This is a genomic window from Achromobacter sp. FW305-C-30-7 (genome assembly GCF_058783105.1).
Genome location: NZ_JBYSYI010000003.1, coordinates 328,868 through 345,048, shown reverse-complemented (window position 1 = coordinate 345,048; position 16,181 = coordinate 328,868). Strand labels below are relative to the sequence as shown.

Here is a 16,181-nt window from a genome sequence, read left to right as displayed (position 1 = left end):
GTGCGGCGTCAGCCATGCAGCGACAGGCGCCACACGCGATAGGGTTGATCGGGATGCAGCGTCAGTTCACGGGTCTGGCCCTGCCATGGCTCGCTGCGTTCGGCCAGCAGGTCTTCGGCGACCAGCCGCCCGGTGTCGGCCTGGCCGAACAGCCAGAAGGGCGCTTCGATGCGCGCCGCCTGCGGCTGGAAGGGATCGAGACTGATCGCCGCCAGAATGAAATTGCCGCGGCCGGGCGTGGACTTGCAGAACGCCAGCACGCGGTCGTTGCCGCTGCGCGCCAGGGCCAGGCCCCGATGGCTCTGCAAGGCGGGGTTGGCGCGCCGGATCTGGTTCAGGCGGGTGATCTCCGCGCGGATGTTGCCGGGCGCGAACCAGTCGCGCTGGCGCAGTTCATACTTCTCAGAATCCAGGTATTCCTCCTTGCCGGGCAGGGCAGCCGACTCGCACAGTTCGAAGCCGCTGTACATGCCCCACAGACCGGACCCCAGCGCGGCCAGCGCGGCCCGTATCAGAAAGCCCGGGCGGCCGGAGGACTGCAGGAAATAGGGGTTGATGTCCGGCGTGTTGACGAAGAAGTGCGGCCGGAAAAAGTCCGCGGCAGGCGGCGTGGACACTTCTTCCAGGTATGCCTCCAGTTCCGCCTTGTCGTTGCGCCAGGTGAAGTAGGTATAGGACTGGGTAAAGCCGATCTTCGCCAGCCGGTACATCATCTTGGGGCGGGTGAAGGCTTCGGACAGGAAGATCACGTCGGGATGCTGGCCATGGACCTCGGCGATCAGCCACTGCCAGAACGGCAGGGGCTTGGTATGCGGGTTGTCGACCCGGAAGGTGCGCACGCCATGGTGCACCCAGAACAGCACCACGTCGCGCAGCGCGCGCCATAAAGCCAGCTTGCGGGCGCGGCGGGCGGCGGCGCCGTAGAAGGCCACATTGACGATGTCCTGGTACTTCTTGGGCGGATTCTCGGCGTAGCGCAGCGTACCGTCCGGCCGCCAGGAGAACCAGTCGGCGTGGCGCGCCAGCCAGGGATGGTCCGGCGAACACTGGATCGCGAAATCCAGCGCGACCTCCATGCCGTGCGCGCGCGCAGCCTCCACCAGTCTGAGGAAGCCGTCCAACCCGCCCAGCAGGGGTTCGATGGCGTCGTGTCCGCCCTCGGCCGAGCCGATGGCGTACGGACTGCCCACATCGCCCGGCGCCGCGTCCAGGCTGTTGTTGCGTCCCTTGCGGTTGCGCTGCCCGATGGGATGGATGGGCGGCAGATAGAGCACGTCGAACCCCATCTCGCGCACGTCGGGCAGCCGGCCGATGACGTCGTCGAAGGTGCCGTGCTGGCCGGATTGCGCGGACTGGGACCGTGGAAACAGTTCATACCAGCTGGCGTGGCAGGCCTGGCTGCGGTCCACCCAGACCGGATAGGGCGCGGGGCTGACGTATTCGAAGGGGCGGTCGTCCAGTTCCCGCATGGTGCTGGCCAGGTCCTCGTCCAACAGGGCGGACAGCTGCTCCGGCGTGGGCGGAACCGTCTCGCCTTCGGCGGACTTGCTGAACCGCTGCAAGATGTTGCGCAGCGTCATGGCGCCGGGATGGGAGGCGTTGCGGGCGCGCGCCAGGGCCGCGCGCAGCATCAGCAGGCCTTCCTCCACCTCCAGGCGCAGGTCCACGCCGGCCTGGCGCTTGACTTCCAGGTCATGGCGGAACGTCTGCCAGGCGTCGAACCAGGCGTGGATGGCGAACTCATGCGGCCCGATGCGGCGCGGACGAAACGCGGCCTCCCAGCGGTCGTTCAAACCGCGCGCGAAGGGCGTGGCGCGCCATGAGGTCTCGTCGGCCGCACGCCAACGCAGTTCGGCCGCCAGCAGTTCGTGGCCGTCCATGTAGATGTCGGCGCACACCGGTATCCGCTCATGCGGAATGCACTTGACGGGAAAGGCGCCGCCATCCACGGCGGGGCTGACCTGTTCGACGACGATGCGCTGGCTGGCGGCGCCGTCCATGCGTCTTGCAGCGTGCCGCGAGGGTTCGCGCACCGGATGCGTGGGTTCGAGCAGGAACATGGCGCAGCCCGCGGGCGCGAGGTGGTCGGTTTGTGGCGCCAGGCCGTCCGGCACGCCTTCGGACAGGAAATCGGCCGGGGGCAATAGAGGGGCCAGCGCATCCCAATCCACGCTTGCCTCGGCCGTGTCCGATGGATTGAGCGCCAGCACGGCGGTGCCGGCGGCGCATGCGCGCAGCAGCATGGTGCAATGGCCATCGCGTCCGCCCGCCAGGCGCAGCGGCCCGCGTAAGCCGGCCTGCGCAAACCAGTGGTTGGCGGCGGCGACGTCGGGCAGGCGGGCTTCATCCTGGTCGTCGAACATCAGGAAGTCGGCACATAGCGCTGCAGTCCAGGCAGCCCGTTTGTCGGCCGCGCCGCGCGGCGTATCCGCATGCGGCGGCGAGGCGATCACGGGTGCGAGGGCGCGCAGTCTGCCATCTTCTTCCGCCAGCCATGCGGACTTGAAGTCCCACCACGGCAAGGATGAGAACAGGCCGTCGAATCCCGCTCCGCGCAGGGCCGCCAGCGATTCGGGCGTGAGTCCCTGGGCCCAGGCGAGCAGTTGCGGGGCCGCTCGCCCGCCGTGCAGGGCCGCCGCCAATTCGGCCCAATCCGGGGCCGGGAGACATTCCGGCGCTTGAAAGGCATAGCCCGCGGCGCCGCGTTCCGTCCAACGCTCCAGCCGCTCGCGCCAAGCCTGGAGAAAACCGGGGGGCAGAGGGCCCGGCCGCAAATGCAGTACGCCGCGCGCCTCGGCGCTCATGCGCGGATCGCGAGCGGGGTTCTCGGGAGGTGGCTGGTACCAGCCCGGGCCCGCCGTACCGGACACGGCGCCGACGGCGCAGCGGTCCAGGACAATATCCAGGTACAGCGCCAGCCCATGCGGCGCTAGCTGATCCGCCACATGTCCGATCCATTCGGCCATGGGCACGCGCCTGCCTGCTAGCAAGGCGCTGTCGGCGTCCAGCGGCGCGGCGGAAAGGCTGTCAGGGCCCAATAGCCAAGGCGCGGGCAGCAGCAGCGCGTTGAAGCCGCGTTGCCGCAGGCGCGCATACAGGGCCGGTCCCGATTCGCCGCCAGGGGCGGAGGAAGGCCCGGGCGCGCCGCCTCGGGCATGGTAGAAGCGCAATGGAGCGTGGGCGGCGTGGGCTGTAGGCACCTGCGGTTCCTCCTGTGGGCGTGCCTATACGGCGGGTGCGGGCAGCCGGCCGCTGGAACGTTGCCCCGCGCGCAGGGCGGCGGCGCTCGCCGCTGCCTCGGCCTGCGCCGGGACTCGCGTCCGCCGATCGGCCTCGGCCAGCGAGCGGTAAAGTTCGGCGTAGGGGCCCGCCGCCGAGCGCCAGCTGAAATCCGCGCTCATGGCGTTGCGCTGCATGGTGCGCCAGAGCATGGCATCCTCGCGCAGGCTCAGGGCGCGCGTGATCGCAGCGGCCATGGCCGCCGGATCGTCGCCGTCGAACAGCAGGCCGTTGGCGCCGGCCATCGCCGACAGCGGTGCGCGCGGCCCTGGATCGTCTATCGTGTCGGCCATGCCGCCCACCCGTGAACCTATCGGGATCGAGCCATAGCGCATCGCATACAGCGGCGTCAGGCCGAAGGGCTCGAAGCGGCTGCCATGCAGCAGCACATCGGAGCCCGCATGCAGCCGGTGGGCCACCGCCTCGTCATAACCGATATGGGTGGCGCAGCGTCCCGGGTAGCGCGCGCTCAGCGCTTTCAACGCCTCTTCCAGCCGGCGTTCGCCTTGGCCAAGGATGGCGACCTGCAAGCGCGGGTGGCGCTCCAGGGCCTGGGGCAGGGCCTGCGCGGCAACGTCCGCCATCTTCTGTTCGGTCAGCCTGCTGCCCATGGCCACGAGCACCGCATCGCTGTCTTCGCATAACCCGAACTCGCGTTGCAGGGCCGCCTTGCAGCGCGCCTTCCTGCCGAGGTCGCGCGCCGAGTAGCGCAAGGAACCGAGGTGCGGATCGCGGACCGGATTCCACAGCATGTTGTCGATGCCGTTGGGGATGGGAACCAGGTCGGCGGCACGTCGCCGCAGCAGCGCGTCCAGGCCGCAGCCAAAGGCCGGCGTCAGGATCTCCCGAGCGTAGGTATGGCTGACCGTGGTGACGCGGTCGGCATAACGGATTCCGGTCTTGAGGAAATTCAGCCGGCCCCAGGCGCCCGCGCCCTCGTCATTGCGGTAGCGCTCGGGGATGCCCAGGGACTCGGCGCATTCCATCGGGAACTGTCCCTGGAAGGCCAGGTTGTGTATGGTCATGATGCTTTTGACATCGCGCGGCCCGTATTCCCGCAGCAGCAGCGGTACCAGTCCGGCGTGCCAGTCGTGCACGTGCAGCAGGGTCGGGCGCGCAATGCCGGGCAGGCCACCCGCCACGCGCACCGCCGCATGGGCCAGCGCCGCGTAGCGCAGCGCATTGTCGGTGTGCTCGCAACCGTTCTCGTCCAGGTAAAGGCCCGGCCGGTCATAGAGCGCATCGTTCTCGAGCAGCAGGAAGTCCAGCCCGGACTGGGCGCAATGTCCGGCGAGCAGCCGCGCCTCGCCTCCCGGCAAGTTGTGGAGGGGGGCCACTACCCGGACCCGCTCCAGGCGCTGCCGCACGCCGCGGTACGCCGGCAGCAACACCATCAAGGGAAATCCGGCTTCGCGCAGCGCGCGCGCCATGCCCGTGATGGCATCGCCCAGGCCACCCGTCTTCGCCAGGGGAAATGCTTCACCCGCTACTACCAGGGTTCGAATCTTCGCCATGCCAACTCCCTTTGTGTGGCGGATCGTCCAACGCGTCCGCCGCAAGGCTTTCATCCGCAAGCGCCGTGCCCGCCGCAGGCGCCAGGACGCCGGGAATGGCAATTGCTGATCCCGGCGTTCTGTCGAATGGCGGGCGACCGCGGGAGACTCGAATGAAGACTGTGGCGGACTTTGTGCTGGAGCGGCTGTCCCAATGGGGTGTCAGAAGAATCTATGGCTATCCGGGGGACGGCATCAATGGGTTGATCGGCGCTTTCGGGCGCACTGAGGAACCGTTGGAGTTCATCCAAGCCCGCCACGAAGAAGCCGCCGCGTTCATGGCCTGCGCCCACGCCAAATTCACCGGGCAAGCCGGTGTATGCCTGGCGACTTCAGGCCCCGGGGCGATCCACCTCCTGAACGGCCTCTATGACGCCAAACTGGACCATCAGCCTGTCGTGGCGCTGGTGGGCCAGCAAGCGCGCAGCGCGCTGGGCGGTGACTACCAGCAAGAGGTCGACCTGATCAGCCTGTTCAAGGACGTGGCGCACGATTACGTGCAGATGGCGGCGACCGCCGAGCAGGCGCGGCACATGATCGACCGGGCCATGCGCATCGCCATGGAGCGGCGCAGCGTGACCTGCGTCATTTTTCCAAACGATGTGCAGGATTTGCCGGCGGTGGAAAAGCCTGCCCGCGAACATGGCACCGTGCCCACCGGCATAGGCATGACCTCGCACGCCGGCGTGCCCGGCGATGCCGCATTGCGCAACGCAGCCGACATCCTGAACCGCGGCGAACGTGTCGCCATGCTGGTCGGCGCCGGTGCGCTGGACGCGGGCGAGCAAGTGCGCCAGGTCGCCGAACTGCTGGGTGCGGGCGTTGCCAAGGCGCTGCTGGGCAAGGCGGTCGTGCCGGACAGCCTGCCGTACGTCACGGGCTGCATCGGCCTTTTGGGCACGCAGCCCAGTTGGGACATGATGAACGAGTGCGACACCTTGCTGATGGTGGGCACGTCGTTTCCGTACTCGGAGTTCCTGCCGGCCGAGGGGCAGGCGAGGGCGGTGCAGATCGACCTGGACGGCCGCAAGCTCAACCTGCGCTATCCCGTCGAGCTCGGACTGGTCGGAGACAGCCGGCTGACCCTGCAGGCCCTGATTCCCTTGCTGCAGCCCAAGACCGCGCGCCGCTGGCGCGAGCGCATCGAGAGCAAGGTCGCGCAGTGGCATGAGACCGTCGAAGCGCGCGCGATGGTCCAGGCCAGGCCGTTGAATCCGCAGCGCCCCTTTCTGGAACTATCCAAACGGCTGCCGCCGAGCAGCATTCTCACCTGCGACTCGGGCTCGGCCGCCAACTGGTATGCGCGCGACATCGCCATGCGCGAAGGGATGATGGGCTCGGTATCGGGCGGCCTGGCCACCATGGGCTGCGGCGTGCCTTATGCCCTGGCCGCCAAGCTGGCCCACCCGGCCCGGCCCGTCATCGCGCTGGTGGGCGACGGTGCCATGCAGATGCTGGGCATGAATGAACTGATTACCGTCGCCCATCGGTGGAAGGACTGGGCCAATCCCACCTTGATCGTCATGGTCTTGAACAACGGCGACCTCAATCTGGTCACCTGGGAGCAGCGCGTCATGGGCGGCGATCCGCGGTTTGCGGATTCGCAATGGTTGCCGGCGTTTTCCTATGCGGAGTACGGCCGCCTGCTAGGCCTGGAAGGCATACGCGTCGATGACCCCGATGCCGTCGGGGAGGCCTGGGACCAGGCCCTGGCGGCGACCCGTCCGGTAGTGCTGGAAATGGTGACCGACCCCGAGATGCCGCCTCTGCCGCCGCACGTTCCGCTCAAGCAGGTGGCGGCGTACTTCCAGGCGCTGCGCAAGGAAGACGCCTCCGCGGGCGGAGCGGCCCTGCGCGCGACCATCAAGCAATGGTGGGCAGGGTGAGGCCGCAAGCCGCTCTGCCGCATCGATCACATTTGCCTCTGCAGGAGCCTGACATGACCAAGACCACGCCTTCAAAGCCTGCCCAGCCCCGGGACCGGCAGCAACCGGACCCGGCGCAGCACCCGGCGGAACAGCCAGGGCCCGATCCGGCCGGACAGGAAAAAGACCAGCGCGGCCGCTGGCCGCCCGACAGTCTGCCAAACCCCATGCCCGGGCTGGATCCCCAGCAGACGCCCGGCATCGACCGGCTCGACGGACCGCGTCTTGCGACGGTTCAGAGCGCACGCTTTTTTCACGAGGAGCACGTATGAACAAGCACCATGGATTGCGGGACTTTTTTCAACCGGCTGACAACTCCGCGCGCACGATACGCGAGCTGATCTCCGGAACCGAAGCCTTGCTGCGCAGTACGGCCAGCTACGGCGGCTCGGAGATCGAAGCGGCGCGCGACGGCCTCAAGCAGCAACTGGAAGCCGCGCGCGAACACGCCAAAGGCTGGGAGCAGGCGGCCTGGGACCGGGCCAGGCAGGCCTCCCATGCCGCCGATGAATACGTTCACGAGAACGCATGGAAAAGCCTGGCCGGCGCCGCGCTCATCGGCGTGCTGGCGGGCGTGTGCCTCATGTCAGACCATAAACGCCGCTGAGCGCCTAATCCTTTTTGCCCATTGATGAGACGGGGCGTTTCCAGGACCATGCACGGATTGCGCCGCACCTCCGGAACCCACGATGAACCTCGACCCAGCCGCGCCACGCCGCAAGTCGCCATGGGGGAACGCCTTCGCGGTCTTGACCCTGATTTTGGCCGTGGCCGTCGTGCTGGCGTTTGCTGCCTTGCGCATTGCGGAACAGCGCATCGCGAACATGCTGGGCCCGCGCGGCCAGGTAGGCCACGTCGAGGTCGGATACCGGCAGGTGGTCCTCAAGGACGTGACGATCTCCGGCGGCACCGGCCAGGCGGGCGCCACGGCGCGCCAAGTGATCCTGGAGCCTGAATGGTCCGCCTTCCTGCGGCACGAGGCGGTCTTCAAGACTGTCACCATCGAAGGCTTCGACTTCACCGTGGTGCGCAGGACCAATGGGGACATGGACATCGCGCCCGCCCTGCAATCCTCCTTGCGGGCCGGCGAAGGCGGCGACAGCCAGTCCCGGCCCAGGACGCCGATCCGCATCGCGGAATTGATCTTGCGCGACGGCCGCCTGGATTTCGAGGACGCGGCGATCTCCAGGCCTGCGCACCGGATCCCGTTTTCGGACGTCCAGGCGCATCTGCGGCCGCTGGCCATACCCGGCGACGGCAGTCGCAGCGACATGGAGTTCACTGGCAATATCGAAGGCAACCGCAACGGCGCGGCGACAGTGCGCGCGGAGGGCTGGCTGGTGGTCGGCGGCACGGATGCGGACATCAAGGTCGCGGTGCGCAATATGGACATCAAGCATGCCGCCCCATACCTGGCCGACAATGGCGCCACCTCGCTGGCAGCGGGCGCCATGGACCTGGATATGCGCACCGCCATCGCCAAGCGCCAGCTTCAGGCCACGGGCACGGTGGCGTTGCGCGGCTTGCGCTTCAGCGGCGACGGCAGCCTGTTTTCATTGCCGCGCAAGGCGGTGCTGGCGGCGCTGAAGGACCAGAGCGGCACGCTGCGCTTCGACTTCGCCCTGGCAGGCGACCTGGACAATCCCAAGTTCTCGGTCACGCGCGGCTTTACCGCGCAGGTTGCGCGGGGCTTCGGTCATGCGATAGGGGTGGGCGCCGAGGGCGCGGCGGAGGGCGTCACTGGCGCCGTGAAGGAGCTGGGCAATGCCTTGTCGGATCTGCTCACGCCTAAACCTTGAACGACCCGTGCGCATTCTTGCCGCTACCATCCGCGGGCACGACCGCGTGCGCCCGCCTGTGTCTCAGCTTCACTTCCATCACGGCAAACGCCGTCAGGGCCAGGAACAGCGGAGTGAAGGCATAAAGCGCGCGGTACGTCAGTACCGCGCCCAACACCTCGGTGGCTGGAATCCCGGGCGCGAGCGTGGCCACGAAGATCGCTTCGGTGGTACCCAGCCCGCCCGGCACGCGGATGATGAGGGCAGCGAAGCTGGCGCACAGCAGTATGCCCAGCACGGCGGGGTAGCTGGCCTTGCCCTGCAACAGCAGATAGATGATGGCGCCCATGATGGCCCATGACAGCACGGCCACCAGGCTTTGGGCCGCCGCCATCCAGGCGCCGGGCAGGACGGCGTGCTGTCCCATCCAGGTCCAGGTGCGCTGCCGCGCCCGCGCGCACACCGCCACATAGCCCGCCGCCAGTACCAGCAGCGCCACGCCGAGCGCGCGCAACAGATTCGAGCCTATGGCCCAGCCCTGCGGCACGGGCACCGCGCCCGCGACGAACAGCGCGCCCGCGACCCATGCGTAGCCTATCCAGTTGGAGGCCGCCGAAAACAGGGCGACGCGCGTCGCCAAGGACTTGCGGCAGCCCAGGCGGGCGTACAGCCTGAGTCGCGCGCCCAGGCCTCCCAACAGCACGCCCAGACTGAGGTTCAGGGCGTAGCTCATCATGGCCACGCCCAGCACTTTCGGCCAGGGTAGGGTATGGCGGGTGTAGCGTTTGCTCAGTAGATCCAGCGCGCCATAGCTCAGGTAGCCCGCCACGACGAGTACGGCTGCGGCGGCAATGGTGCCTGGCGGAATCCTGCGCATGGCGATCCAGACCTGGGCCCAGTCGACCGAACGGCCAAAGTAGTACAGCAGCGCTGCGACCAAGGCCAGCACCAGTGCCGGCAGCACGCGCTTGAGGCGGGGCCAGCGATGCCACCATGCACGCGTCAACGTTGAGCGGAACACTCTCATGCCGACTCCCGCTGCGGTTCCATGGCTATGGATTTCAGGCGGGGCTTGTGCGCAGGCAAGCTGCCGGCCCAGGCGGGAAAGCGCCGCAGGAAGTGGAACACGACCACCCCGATCCACAGCCGCCGCAAGCGCCGCTTCGAACCCTCGGGCAGCTCGATGCGTCGGCAATCCTGTTCGATTAGCCGGTCCAGGCTGCCGCGCAGCGCAGTGTTCAATCCGGCGTCGCGCGCCACCACATTGGCCTCCAGATTCAGCGCCAGGCTGAGCGGATCCAGGTTGCTGGAGCCTATCGTGCTCCAGTCCTGGTCCACGCAAGCCACCTTTCCGTGCAGCGGGCGTTTGCAGTATTCGTAAATCTCCACGCCGGCGTCGATCAGATAGTCATACAACATGGACGCCGCCAGCCGCGCCACCAGCACGTCAGGCTCGCCCTGCAGCAGCAGCCGCACGCGCACGCCACGGCGGGCGGCGTTGGCCAGGTCATGCAGCAACTGATAGCCGGGGAAGAAGTAGGCGTTGGCGATCAGCACGTCTTCGCGCGCGGCGCGTACGCCCGCGCGGTAGTAGCGTTCGATGTCGGTCTGATGCTCGACGTTGTCGCGCACCACCAGGCGTCCGCCGCCATCGCCCACCGGCATGGGATCCAGGCGCGCCGGCCGGCGCCGCCGCGGGCGCGCCCAGGCGTCCACGGCCAGCGCGGCGCGGGCAAAGTCCGCAATGTCCGCCGCCAGCGGGCCTTCCAGCCGCAACGCGTAGTCCTGTTTGGCTTCAGGACCGTAATCAGGCAGATGGTCGGCAGAAAAATTGATGCCGCCGACGAAGGCGATCCGGCCGTCCACCGCCACGATCTTGCGGTGCATGCGCCTGAACACATTGGTGCGCACGCCCAGGAAGCGCGGACGCGGGTCGAAGACATGGACGCGGATGCCGCTTTCGGTCATGGCGCCGACGAAAACATCGCTCAGTTCATCGGACCCATAGCCATCCACCGTCAGGTCCACGCTGACGCCGCGGCGGGCTGCCGCGATCAGGGCGCGCTGGAATTCCTGGCCGACGGCGTCGTCGAAGAGAATGAAGGTCTCCACCAACACTTCGCTGCGCGCCGCGCCGATCGCTTCCAGCACCGCCGGAAAGTAATCGGTGCCGTTTTCCAGCAGCGTGTAGCGGTTGTGCTCGCGCCAGCGCAGGTTCATAGCGCGATCTCCGCGCAGATCGGCACATGGTCGGACAGCCGCGACCAGACTCGCGAGGCGAGCGGTACCGGCTGCCAGTCGCGGACATTGCGCACATAGATGCGGTCCAGCCGCAAGAGGGGCCAACGTGCCGGAAACGTGCGGGCAGGGCGGCCCAGGCGCGTAGTAAAGACCTCGCGCGTGCCGCAGCCGGTCATCAAGGCATCGGCGCGCAGGCGCCAATCGTTGAAGTCGCCCGCGATCAGCAGCGGTTCGTCGGCAGGCACGCCGTCCGCCACCAGTTCGCACAGGCGCCGCAGCTGCTTGCCCCGATGCCCCTCCAGCAAACCCAGGTGCACGCATATTGCATGGACCGGGGAAGGTAGCGAGGGCACCCGCAGGACGCAGTGCAGCAATCCGCGCCCCTCATGCCCATGGACGGTGACGTCGTGGTTTTCATGGCGTTCGATGGGATACCTGGACAGCAGCGCATTGCCATGGTGCCCGGCCGGATAGACCGCATTGCGGCCATAGGCGAAATCGGTCCATAGCGAGTCGGCCAGGAATTCATACTGGGACAGGGCGGGCCAGGCCTGGTGCCGTTCCGCATGCCCTTGGTGTTCTCCCAGCACTTCCTGCAGGAACACGATGTCGGGGCTCGCCAGCCTCAAGGCTTCACGCAGTTCATGCAGCATGAAGCGGCGGTTGAAGCTGGTGAAACCCTTGTGCGTGTTCACGGTGAGCACGGTCAGCGTGGTGGCATCGATGTAGTGCGAGGAGGGCATGGACGCTCCGGTAGGGGTCGATCCGCAGTGCGGAGCAATCCGCGTTCCCAAAACGTAAACAGGGGTAACTGACGCAGCGTCACGACAGCCGTGCGCCACAGAAGCTGTGCGCCACAAAAGCTGTGCGCCACAGAAGCTGTGCGCCACAAACCGAATGAGCAAATGAGAAATGCGCAGTTCCCACGCGATCCGGGCAAGCCTACGATCCAGGGCTACTTCGTGGTGGACCACTCATGACCGAATTGCTGCGCATCCAGAATCTGACCGTGAACCTGCCGCCGGGGGCCGACCGTCCGCACGCGCTGAAAGACTTGTCGCTAAGCATCAGCGCGGGCGAGATCGTGTGCGTGGTGGGGGAAAGCGGCTCGGGCAAGTCGCTGACCGCCGGCGCGATCCTGGGGCTGCTGCCGCCGGACGTGCGCGCAAGCGGTGGCCAGGTGCTGTGGGAAGGGCAGGACCTGCTGCGGCTGGCGCCCGAGGCGCTGCGCCGCCTGCGGGGCCAGCGCATCGGCATGATCTTCCAGGAACCGATGACGGCGCTCAATCCGTTGCGCACCATCGGCGACCAGATCGCGGAAGTCTTCCGCACCCATACCCGCCTGGGACGGACCGAGATCCGGCGCCGCACGCTGGAACTGCTGGACGCCGTGCGATTGCCGGACCCGGCGCGGGCGCTGGACGCGTATCCGCACGAACTGTCCGGCGGCCAGCGCCAGCGCGCCATGATCGCCATGGCCCTGGCACTGGAGCCAGCCCTGCTGATCGCGGACGAACCGACCACCGCGCTGGACGTGACCACGCAGGCGCAGATCCTGCACCTGATCCACGACCTGCAGCGCCGCAAGGGCACGGCCGTGCTGTTCATCACGCATGACTTCGGCGTGGTCGCCGAAATCGCCGACCGCGTAGCGGTCATGCAGCGCGGCGTACTGGTGGAAAGCGGCGCGGCGCAGCAGGTGCTGGAACACCCCCGGCACTCGTACACGCGCGCCCTGATCGCGGCGGTGCCGCCCTTGGCGCCGGCCGCGGCCCGGCCGGCGTTGCCGGCCGACGCGCCAGTCATCCTGCGCGCGCAGGGCGTGTCCAAGACCTATCGCAAGCGCGGGTGGTTCGGCCGTCCGGGCCGCGAGACGCGGGCGCTGGACGACGTGACGCTCAGCCTGAAGGAGGGCGGCACGCTGGGCATCGTGGGCGAAAGCGGGTCCGGCAAATCGACCTTGGCGCGCGCCTTGCTGGGACTCGCGCCGCCGGACGCGGGCGGTATAAGCCTGGCCGGCGAACCGCTGGCGCTCAAGGGGACCATCGCGCGGCGCGAGCATGCGCGGCGAGTGCAGATGGTGTTCCAGGATCCCTACGGTTCCTTGAATCCGCGCCAGCGCGTGGGCGAGATCGTGGCGCGCGGCCCCATCGTACATGGCACGCCCAGGAGCGAAGCGCTGGCGCGCGCGCAGGAGCTGTTTGAATTGGTGGGTTTGTCGCCCGACGCCCTGCGGCGCTATCCGCACGAGTTCTCGGGCGGCCAGCGCCAGCGGATCGGGCTGGCGCGGGCGCTGGCGATGCGGCCGCAGGTGTTGATCGCGGACGAACCGGTATCGGCGCTGGATGTGTCGGTGCAGGCGCAGGTGCTGGATCTGCTGGCGCGGCTGCGCGAGCAATTGGGGCTGTCCATCCTCTTCATCACGCATGACCTGCGCGTGGCCGCGCAGGTCTGCGACGACATCGCGGTCATGCAGAACGGCAGAGTGGTCGAAGCGGGCGTCTGCGCCCAGGTCTTCGGCCAGCCCGCGCATCCATACACCCAAGCCTTGCTGGCCGCCGTGCCGGGGCGGCGCTGGGATCCGGCCTCGGCGGCGTTGCGCCAGGCGGCCTGATCCGGGCTGCGCTACACCGTGCGGGCCGCCCAGAACGCCGTACGCACGGCGGGCGAGGCGGCGATGCTGGCGGTGACCCGGTCCAGGTCCAGTTCGTCCACCGACGCTTCGCTGAGCGCGGCCTCGATCTCGACCTCGTTCTCGCCGAACTGGTCGATCTTCAGTTCGGACAGGGGCAGCTGCTCGGTTTCGAGTACGTCTTCCAGCACCGTCATCGCCGCCTGCCGCTGCTCCACGTTTGCGATGACGTGTATCACGGTCGTGACTTCCGTGGTCTGCGCATCCACCGGCTGGCGATTGACGTAGCTGACCACCGGCCGCAGCAAGGTGTTCGCCGCCAGCACGAAGGCCGTGGCGGCAACCGCTTCCAGGATCAGCGATGCGCCCGCGCAGGCGCCGATGGCAGCCGAGCCCCACAGCGTGGCGGCGGTGTTCAGGCCGCGGATGCTGCCGCCTTCGCGCATGATGGCGCCGGCGCCCAGGAAGCCCACGCCAGAGACCACATAGGAAATCACGCGCGAGCCGCCGTCGGCGCCACCCACCCGGAACGCCAGGTCCACGAAGATGGCGGCGCCCACCGCCACCAGCACATTGGTGCGCAGGCCGGCGGTACGTTGGCGGAATTGGCGTTCAAAGCCGACCACGGAGCCCAGCACGAACGCGGTCAGCAGGCTGACCAGGGTATTGGCCAACGTGATGAACTGGATATTTTCGAAGTTCTTCATCTTCTTCTCGATGCTTCAGCATGTTGTGAGGGGAGTGCAGGGCGCTCAGGGCAGGCGCCAGACCGAGGCCAGGACCAGCACCAGCCCCGCCAGCCAGATCAGCGCCAGCGCGACGACGCGCGCAATCATCAGGGTTTTGTACGGATCTTTCATGACAGCCTCCCGGCTGCGGCCGCGGCCGCGCTTATGTCAGGCGGGCAGGACGGCAATGGCCGCGCCCGACTCGCATTCCCAGTGCACCCGGCGCACGTCCGGGCTCTGGCCCAGCCGCAGCGCAACGGCTCCCAGCAGATTGCGCAGGTGCGGCGGGCAATGCAGCGTGACGATGGTCGACGCCAGTTGATCCGATTCGCTGCGCGAAATGCGCACCGCCAGCACGCGCAAGTCCAGGTCGCGCAGTTCGTAATAGAGCTGCTTGCGCAGCGCGTTGAGCGTGTCGCCCAGGCTCACGATAGTGAATTGGTAGATGGGCGGGGCCGCCTTAGGTGCGGCCGGCTTTGGCGGGGTTGCCTCAGGCGCGGCCGGCTTATGTCCGGCCGCCGCCGTCAGTGCGGCGCCGGTCCGATCCAGGAAAGGCAGGAATCGCTTGATACGCATGATCGTCTCCTTAGCGGGGAGTACGGTGGAAGGTCCACATGCATGCGCCGCCTGGCCGGCCGCGGGCGCGCGCAACCCGGCGCAACGCATCGCGTGTCGGCAAGCAGTAGGGGATAGGGCTGTCGGCCCTTGGGAGGGGGCCGGAGAGCCGGGTCCTGGCTTCAGGCAGGACCGGCGCGGACTATGGCCGCGGATCCTGCGTCAAGCGGCGCTTGCAGTCGTGTGTCGACTACATCCGTCGTTGTCCACATTGATCTCGGGTGAGTTGAAAGTGCCGGCAGTATATCGCTGGCCTAGGGTAAACACCAGTAAAAATCCCGCGAAGTTGAAGAAGTACATTGAACTGGCAACTTTGGTCATTGAATTTGCAATGTAGCCTTGCTGCATGGCGGTGCGCTGCTACTGCGTCGTCCCATGCATCTGGAGTTTTGGCCCAACCGTAGTCGTCGAAGGCGGACGCAAGGCTGGGCCGCCATCATGTCTATTTGCCGCCTGGCTCTGCCCCGATAGATTCTCTAGCGAGTTGTTCCCGCTTCTCGATCAGGAAGTCCATCAACGCCCGGATCTTGGCCGGCATCTGCGCGCGCGAGGGCACGTAAAGGAAGAACCCTGGGAACGTCCTGCACCAGGGCGCCAACACCCGCGCCAGCGAGCCCTCTGCCAGGTGATGTCGCACGCACAGATCGATGTGCTGCACCAGCCCCACCCCTTGCAGAGCGCCGCGCAACATGCTCTCGTCGTCATTGAAAACGGCATTGCCCTGCGGCTCGAACACCACCGTGCGCGCCTTGACGTCCGGTGAAGTGAACGACCAACGGTCGATGGTTCCACTCGATGTGAATCGGTAGGCCAAGCAGTTGTGCCGCATCAGGTCAGCCGGAGTTTCGGGCATGCCGTGGCGCGCGAAGTAAGCTGGAGAACCAACGATGGCGTACTGAAGGGGAGGCGTGACCGGCACCGCCACCATCCCTTCATCCAGACTCTCACCCAGGCGTAAACCGGCATCCAACCCCTCGGCCACGATGTTGGTGAAGCCGTCGTCCATTACCAACTCTAATCGCAGCTTTGGGTAGCGCGCCAGAAGTTCGCCCATGTGCGGCTCGATCAGCAGCCGCGCTGCTATGCGCGACGAACTCAAGCGGATCAATCCCGATGGCTCGGCATGCGCCTCGCCCAATTCCGCCACTGCTCGCTCAATTGCGGTGAGCGCAGGTTGCAGAACGTCCAGCAGGCGCCGGCCTTCCTCGGTCAACGACATATCCCGCGTCGTGCGGTTGAGCAGCCGCACGTTCAGGCGCTGCTCCAGCCCCTTGAGGTGCTGCGACAGTGCGGCGCGCGTCACCTCCATCTCCGTCGCAGCCTTGGTAAAACTGCGATTTCTGGCGATATGGGCAAACCAAGTCAGGGATGAGGCGAGGGAGGGTTCAATCGGCATTTGTTTAGATTAACTAATCATTAATGTCTTGAAA

General features: G+C 67.3%; 13 protein-coding genes. 5 read left to right on the top strand and 8 right to left on the bottom strand.

The genetic code is table 11. The annotated features are described in order from the left end of the window. Positions 1-8: 8 nt before the first annotated feature. The gene (locus tag AC3WOB_RS12260; RefSeq protein ID WP_492275182.1) at positions 9-3,200 is read right to left on the bottom strand and encodes a maltotransferase domain-containing protein; all 3,192 of its coding nucleotides are present in this window, start codon (positions 3,198-3,200) and stop codon (positions 9-11) included. Between the two features lie 24 nt (positions 3,201-3,224). Next, positions 3,225-4,793 (bottom strand): glycogen synthase GlgA, encoded by a 1,569-nt coding sequence (glgA, locus tag AC3WOB_RS12255; RefSeq protein WP_013393874.1) that lies wholly within the window; start codon positions 4,791-4,793, stop codon positions 3,225-3,227. A 152-nt stretch (positions 4,794-4,945) separates the two neighbouring features. Here glgA and AC3WOB_RS12250 point away from each other — a divergent pair, with 152 nt between their 5' ends. From AC3WOB_RS12250 to AC3WOB_RS12235, 4 genes are all read left to right on the top strand, one after another. Beyond that, positions 4,946-6,718: a thiamine pyrophosphate-requiring protein gene (locus tag AC3WOB_RS12250; RefSeq protein WP_013393873.1), complete on the top strand. Its 1,773-nt coding sequence runs from the start codon at positions 4,946-4,948 to the stop codon at positions 6,716-6,718. A gap of 53 nt (positions 6,719-6,771) precedes the next feature. Beyond that, positions 6,772-7,029, top strand: coding sequence for a hypothetical protein (locus AC3WOB_RS12245; RefSeq protein ID WP_013393872.1), 258 nt, complete (start codon positions 6,772-6,774; stop codon positions 7,027-7,029). Beyond that, entirely contained in the window at positions 7,026-7,364 is a 339-nt protein-coding gene (locus AC3WOB_RS12240) for an ElaB/YgaM/YqjD family protein (protein ID WP_013393871.1), read from the top strand. Before AC3WOB_RS12245 ends, AC3WOB_RS12240 begins: the two co-directional genes overlap by 4 nt. Positions 7,365-7,446: 82 nt before the next feature. Next, positions 7,447-8,556 (top strand): DUF748 domain-containing protein, encoded by a 1,110-nt coding sequence (locus AC3WOB_RS12235; RefSeq protein WP_492275181.1) that lies wholly within the window; start codon positions 7,447-7,449, stop codon positions 8,554-8,556. Here AC3WOB_RS12235 and AC3WOB_RS12230 read toward each other — a convergent pair. From AC3WOB_RS12230 to AC3WOB_RS12220, 3 genes are read right to left on the bottom strand one after another with little or no spacing between them, the layout of a single operon-like run. Continuing rightward, positions 8,546-9,562, bottom strand: coding sequence for a lysylphosphatidylglycerol synthase transmembrane domain-containing protein (locus AC3WOB_RS12230; RefSeq protein WP_492275180.1), 1,017 nt, complete (start codon positions 9,560-9,562; stop codon positions 8,546-8,548). The two genes, AC3WOB_RS12235 and AC3WOB_RS12230, sit on opposite strands and share 11 nt — an antisense overlap. Beyond that, a complete protein-coding gene (clsB, locus tag AC3WOB_RS12225; RefSeq protein WP_492275179.1) occupies positions 9,559-10,755 on the bottom strand; it encodes a cardiolipin synthase ClsB in 1,197 nt (398 codons plus the stop codon). The genes AC3WOB_RS12230 and clsB overlap by 4 nt, the downstream gene beginning before the upstream one ends. Beyond that, the gene (locus AC3WOB_RS12220) at positions 10,752-11,519 is read right to left on the bottom strand and encodes an endonuclease/exonuclease/phosphatase family protein (protein ID WP_492275178.1); all 768 of its coding nucleotides are present in this window, start codon (positions 11,517-11,519) and stop codon (positions 10,752-10,754) included. Before AC3WOB_RS12220 ends, clsB begins: the two co-directional genes overlap by 4 nt. 233 nt (positions 11,520-11,752) lie before the next feature. Between AC3WOB_RS12220 and AC3WOB_RS12215 the strand changes: the two genes are divergently transcribed. After that, positions 11,753-13,390 carry an ABC transporter ATP-binding protein gene (locus AC3WOB_RS12215; RefSeq protein ID WP_492275177.1) on the top strand — a complete coding sequence of 546 codons (1,638 nt, stop codon included), beginning with the start codon at positions 11,753-11,755 and terminating at the stop codon, positions 13,388-13,390. An 11-nt stretch (positions 13,391-13,401) separates the two neighbouring features. Here AC3WOB_RS12215 and AC3WOB_RS12210 read toward each other — a convergent pair whose 3' ends face one another. From AC3WOB_RS12210 to AC3WOB_RS12200, 3 genes are all read right to left on the bottom strand, one after another. Then, entirely contained in the window at positions 13,402-14,115 is a 714-nt protein-coding gene (locus tag AC3WOB_RS12210; RefSeq protein ID WP_492275176.1) for an MgtC/SapB family protein, read from the bottom strand. A 189-nt stretch (positions 14,116-14,304) separates the two neighbouring features. Next, the gene (locus AC3WOB_RS12205) at positions 14,305-14,712 is read right to left on the bottom strand and encodes a hypothetical protein (protein ID WP_492275175.1); all 408 of its coding nucleotides are present in this window, start codon (positions 14,710-14,712) and stop codon (positions 14,305-14,307) included. A 481-nt stretch (positions 14,713-15,193) separates the two neighbouring features. Continuing rightward, complete coding sequence (locus AC3WOB_RS12200; RefSeq protein ID WP_492275174.1) at positions 15,194-16,147, bottom strand: LysR family transcriptional regulator; 954 nt, start codon at positions 16,145-16,147, stop codon at positions 15,194-15,196. Between the last annotated feature and the right edge of the window lie 34 nt (positions 16,148-16,181).

What these genes read in the sequence shown, in the direction of transcription:
- AC3WOB_RS12205 (WP_492275175.1), bottom strand. Translation starts at nt 14,712, where the DNA reads ATGCGTATCAAGCGATTCCTGCCTTTCCTGGATCGGACCGGCGCCGCA.
- clsB (WP_492275179.1), bottom strand. Translation starts at nt 10,755, where the DNA reads ATGAACCTGCGCTGGCGCGAGCACAACCGCTACACGCTGCTGGAAAAC.
- glgA (WP_013393874.1), bottom strand. Translation starts at nt 4,793, where the DNA reads ATGGCGAAGATTCGAACCCTGGTAGTAGCGGGTGAAGCATTTCCCCTG.
- AC3WOB_RS12220 (WP_492275178.1), bottom strand. Translation starts at nt 11,519, where the DNA reads ATGCCCTCCTCGCACTACATCGATGCCACCACGCTGACCGTGCTCACC.
- AC3WOB_RS12240 (WP_013393871.1), top strand. Translation starts at nt 7,026, where the DNA reads ATGAACAAGCACCATGGATTGCGGGACTTTTTTCAACCGGCTGACAAC.
- AC3WOB_RS12210 (WP_492275176.1), bottom strand. Translation starts at nt 14,115, where the DNA reads ATGAAGAACTTCGAAAATATCCAGTTCATCACGTTGGCCAATACCCTG.
- AC3WOB_RS12245 (WP_013393872.1), top strand. Translation starts at nt 6,772, where the DNA reads ATGACCAAGACCACGCCTTCAAAGCCTGCCCAGCCCCGGGACCGGCAG.
- AC3WOB_RS12230 (WP_492275180.1), bottom strand. Translation starts at nt 9,562, where the DNA reads ATGAGAGTGTTCCGCTCAACGTTGACGCGTGCATGGTGGCATCGCTGG.
- AC3WOB_RS12200 (WP_492275174.1), bottom strand. Translation starts at nt 16,147, where the DNA reads ATGCCGATTGAACCCTCCCTCGCCTCATCCCTGACTTGGTTTGCCCAT.
- AC3WOB_RS12235 (WP_492275181.1), top strand. Translation starts at nt 7,447, where the DNA reads ATGAACCTCGACCCAGCCGCGCCACGCCGCAAGTCGCCATGGGGGAAC.
- AC3WOB_RS12215 (WP_492275177.1), top strand. Translation starts at nt 11,753, where the DNA reads ATGACCGAATTGCTGCGCATCCAGAATCTGACCGTGAACCTGCCGCCG.
- AC3WOB_RS12250 (WP_013393873.1), top strand. Translation starts at nt 4,946, where the DNA reads ATGAAGACTGTGGCGGACTTTGTGCTGGAGCGGCTGTCCCAATGGGGT.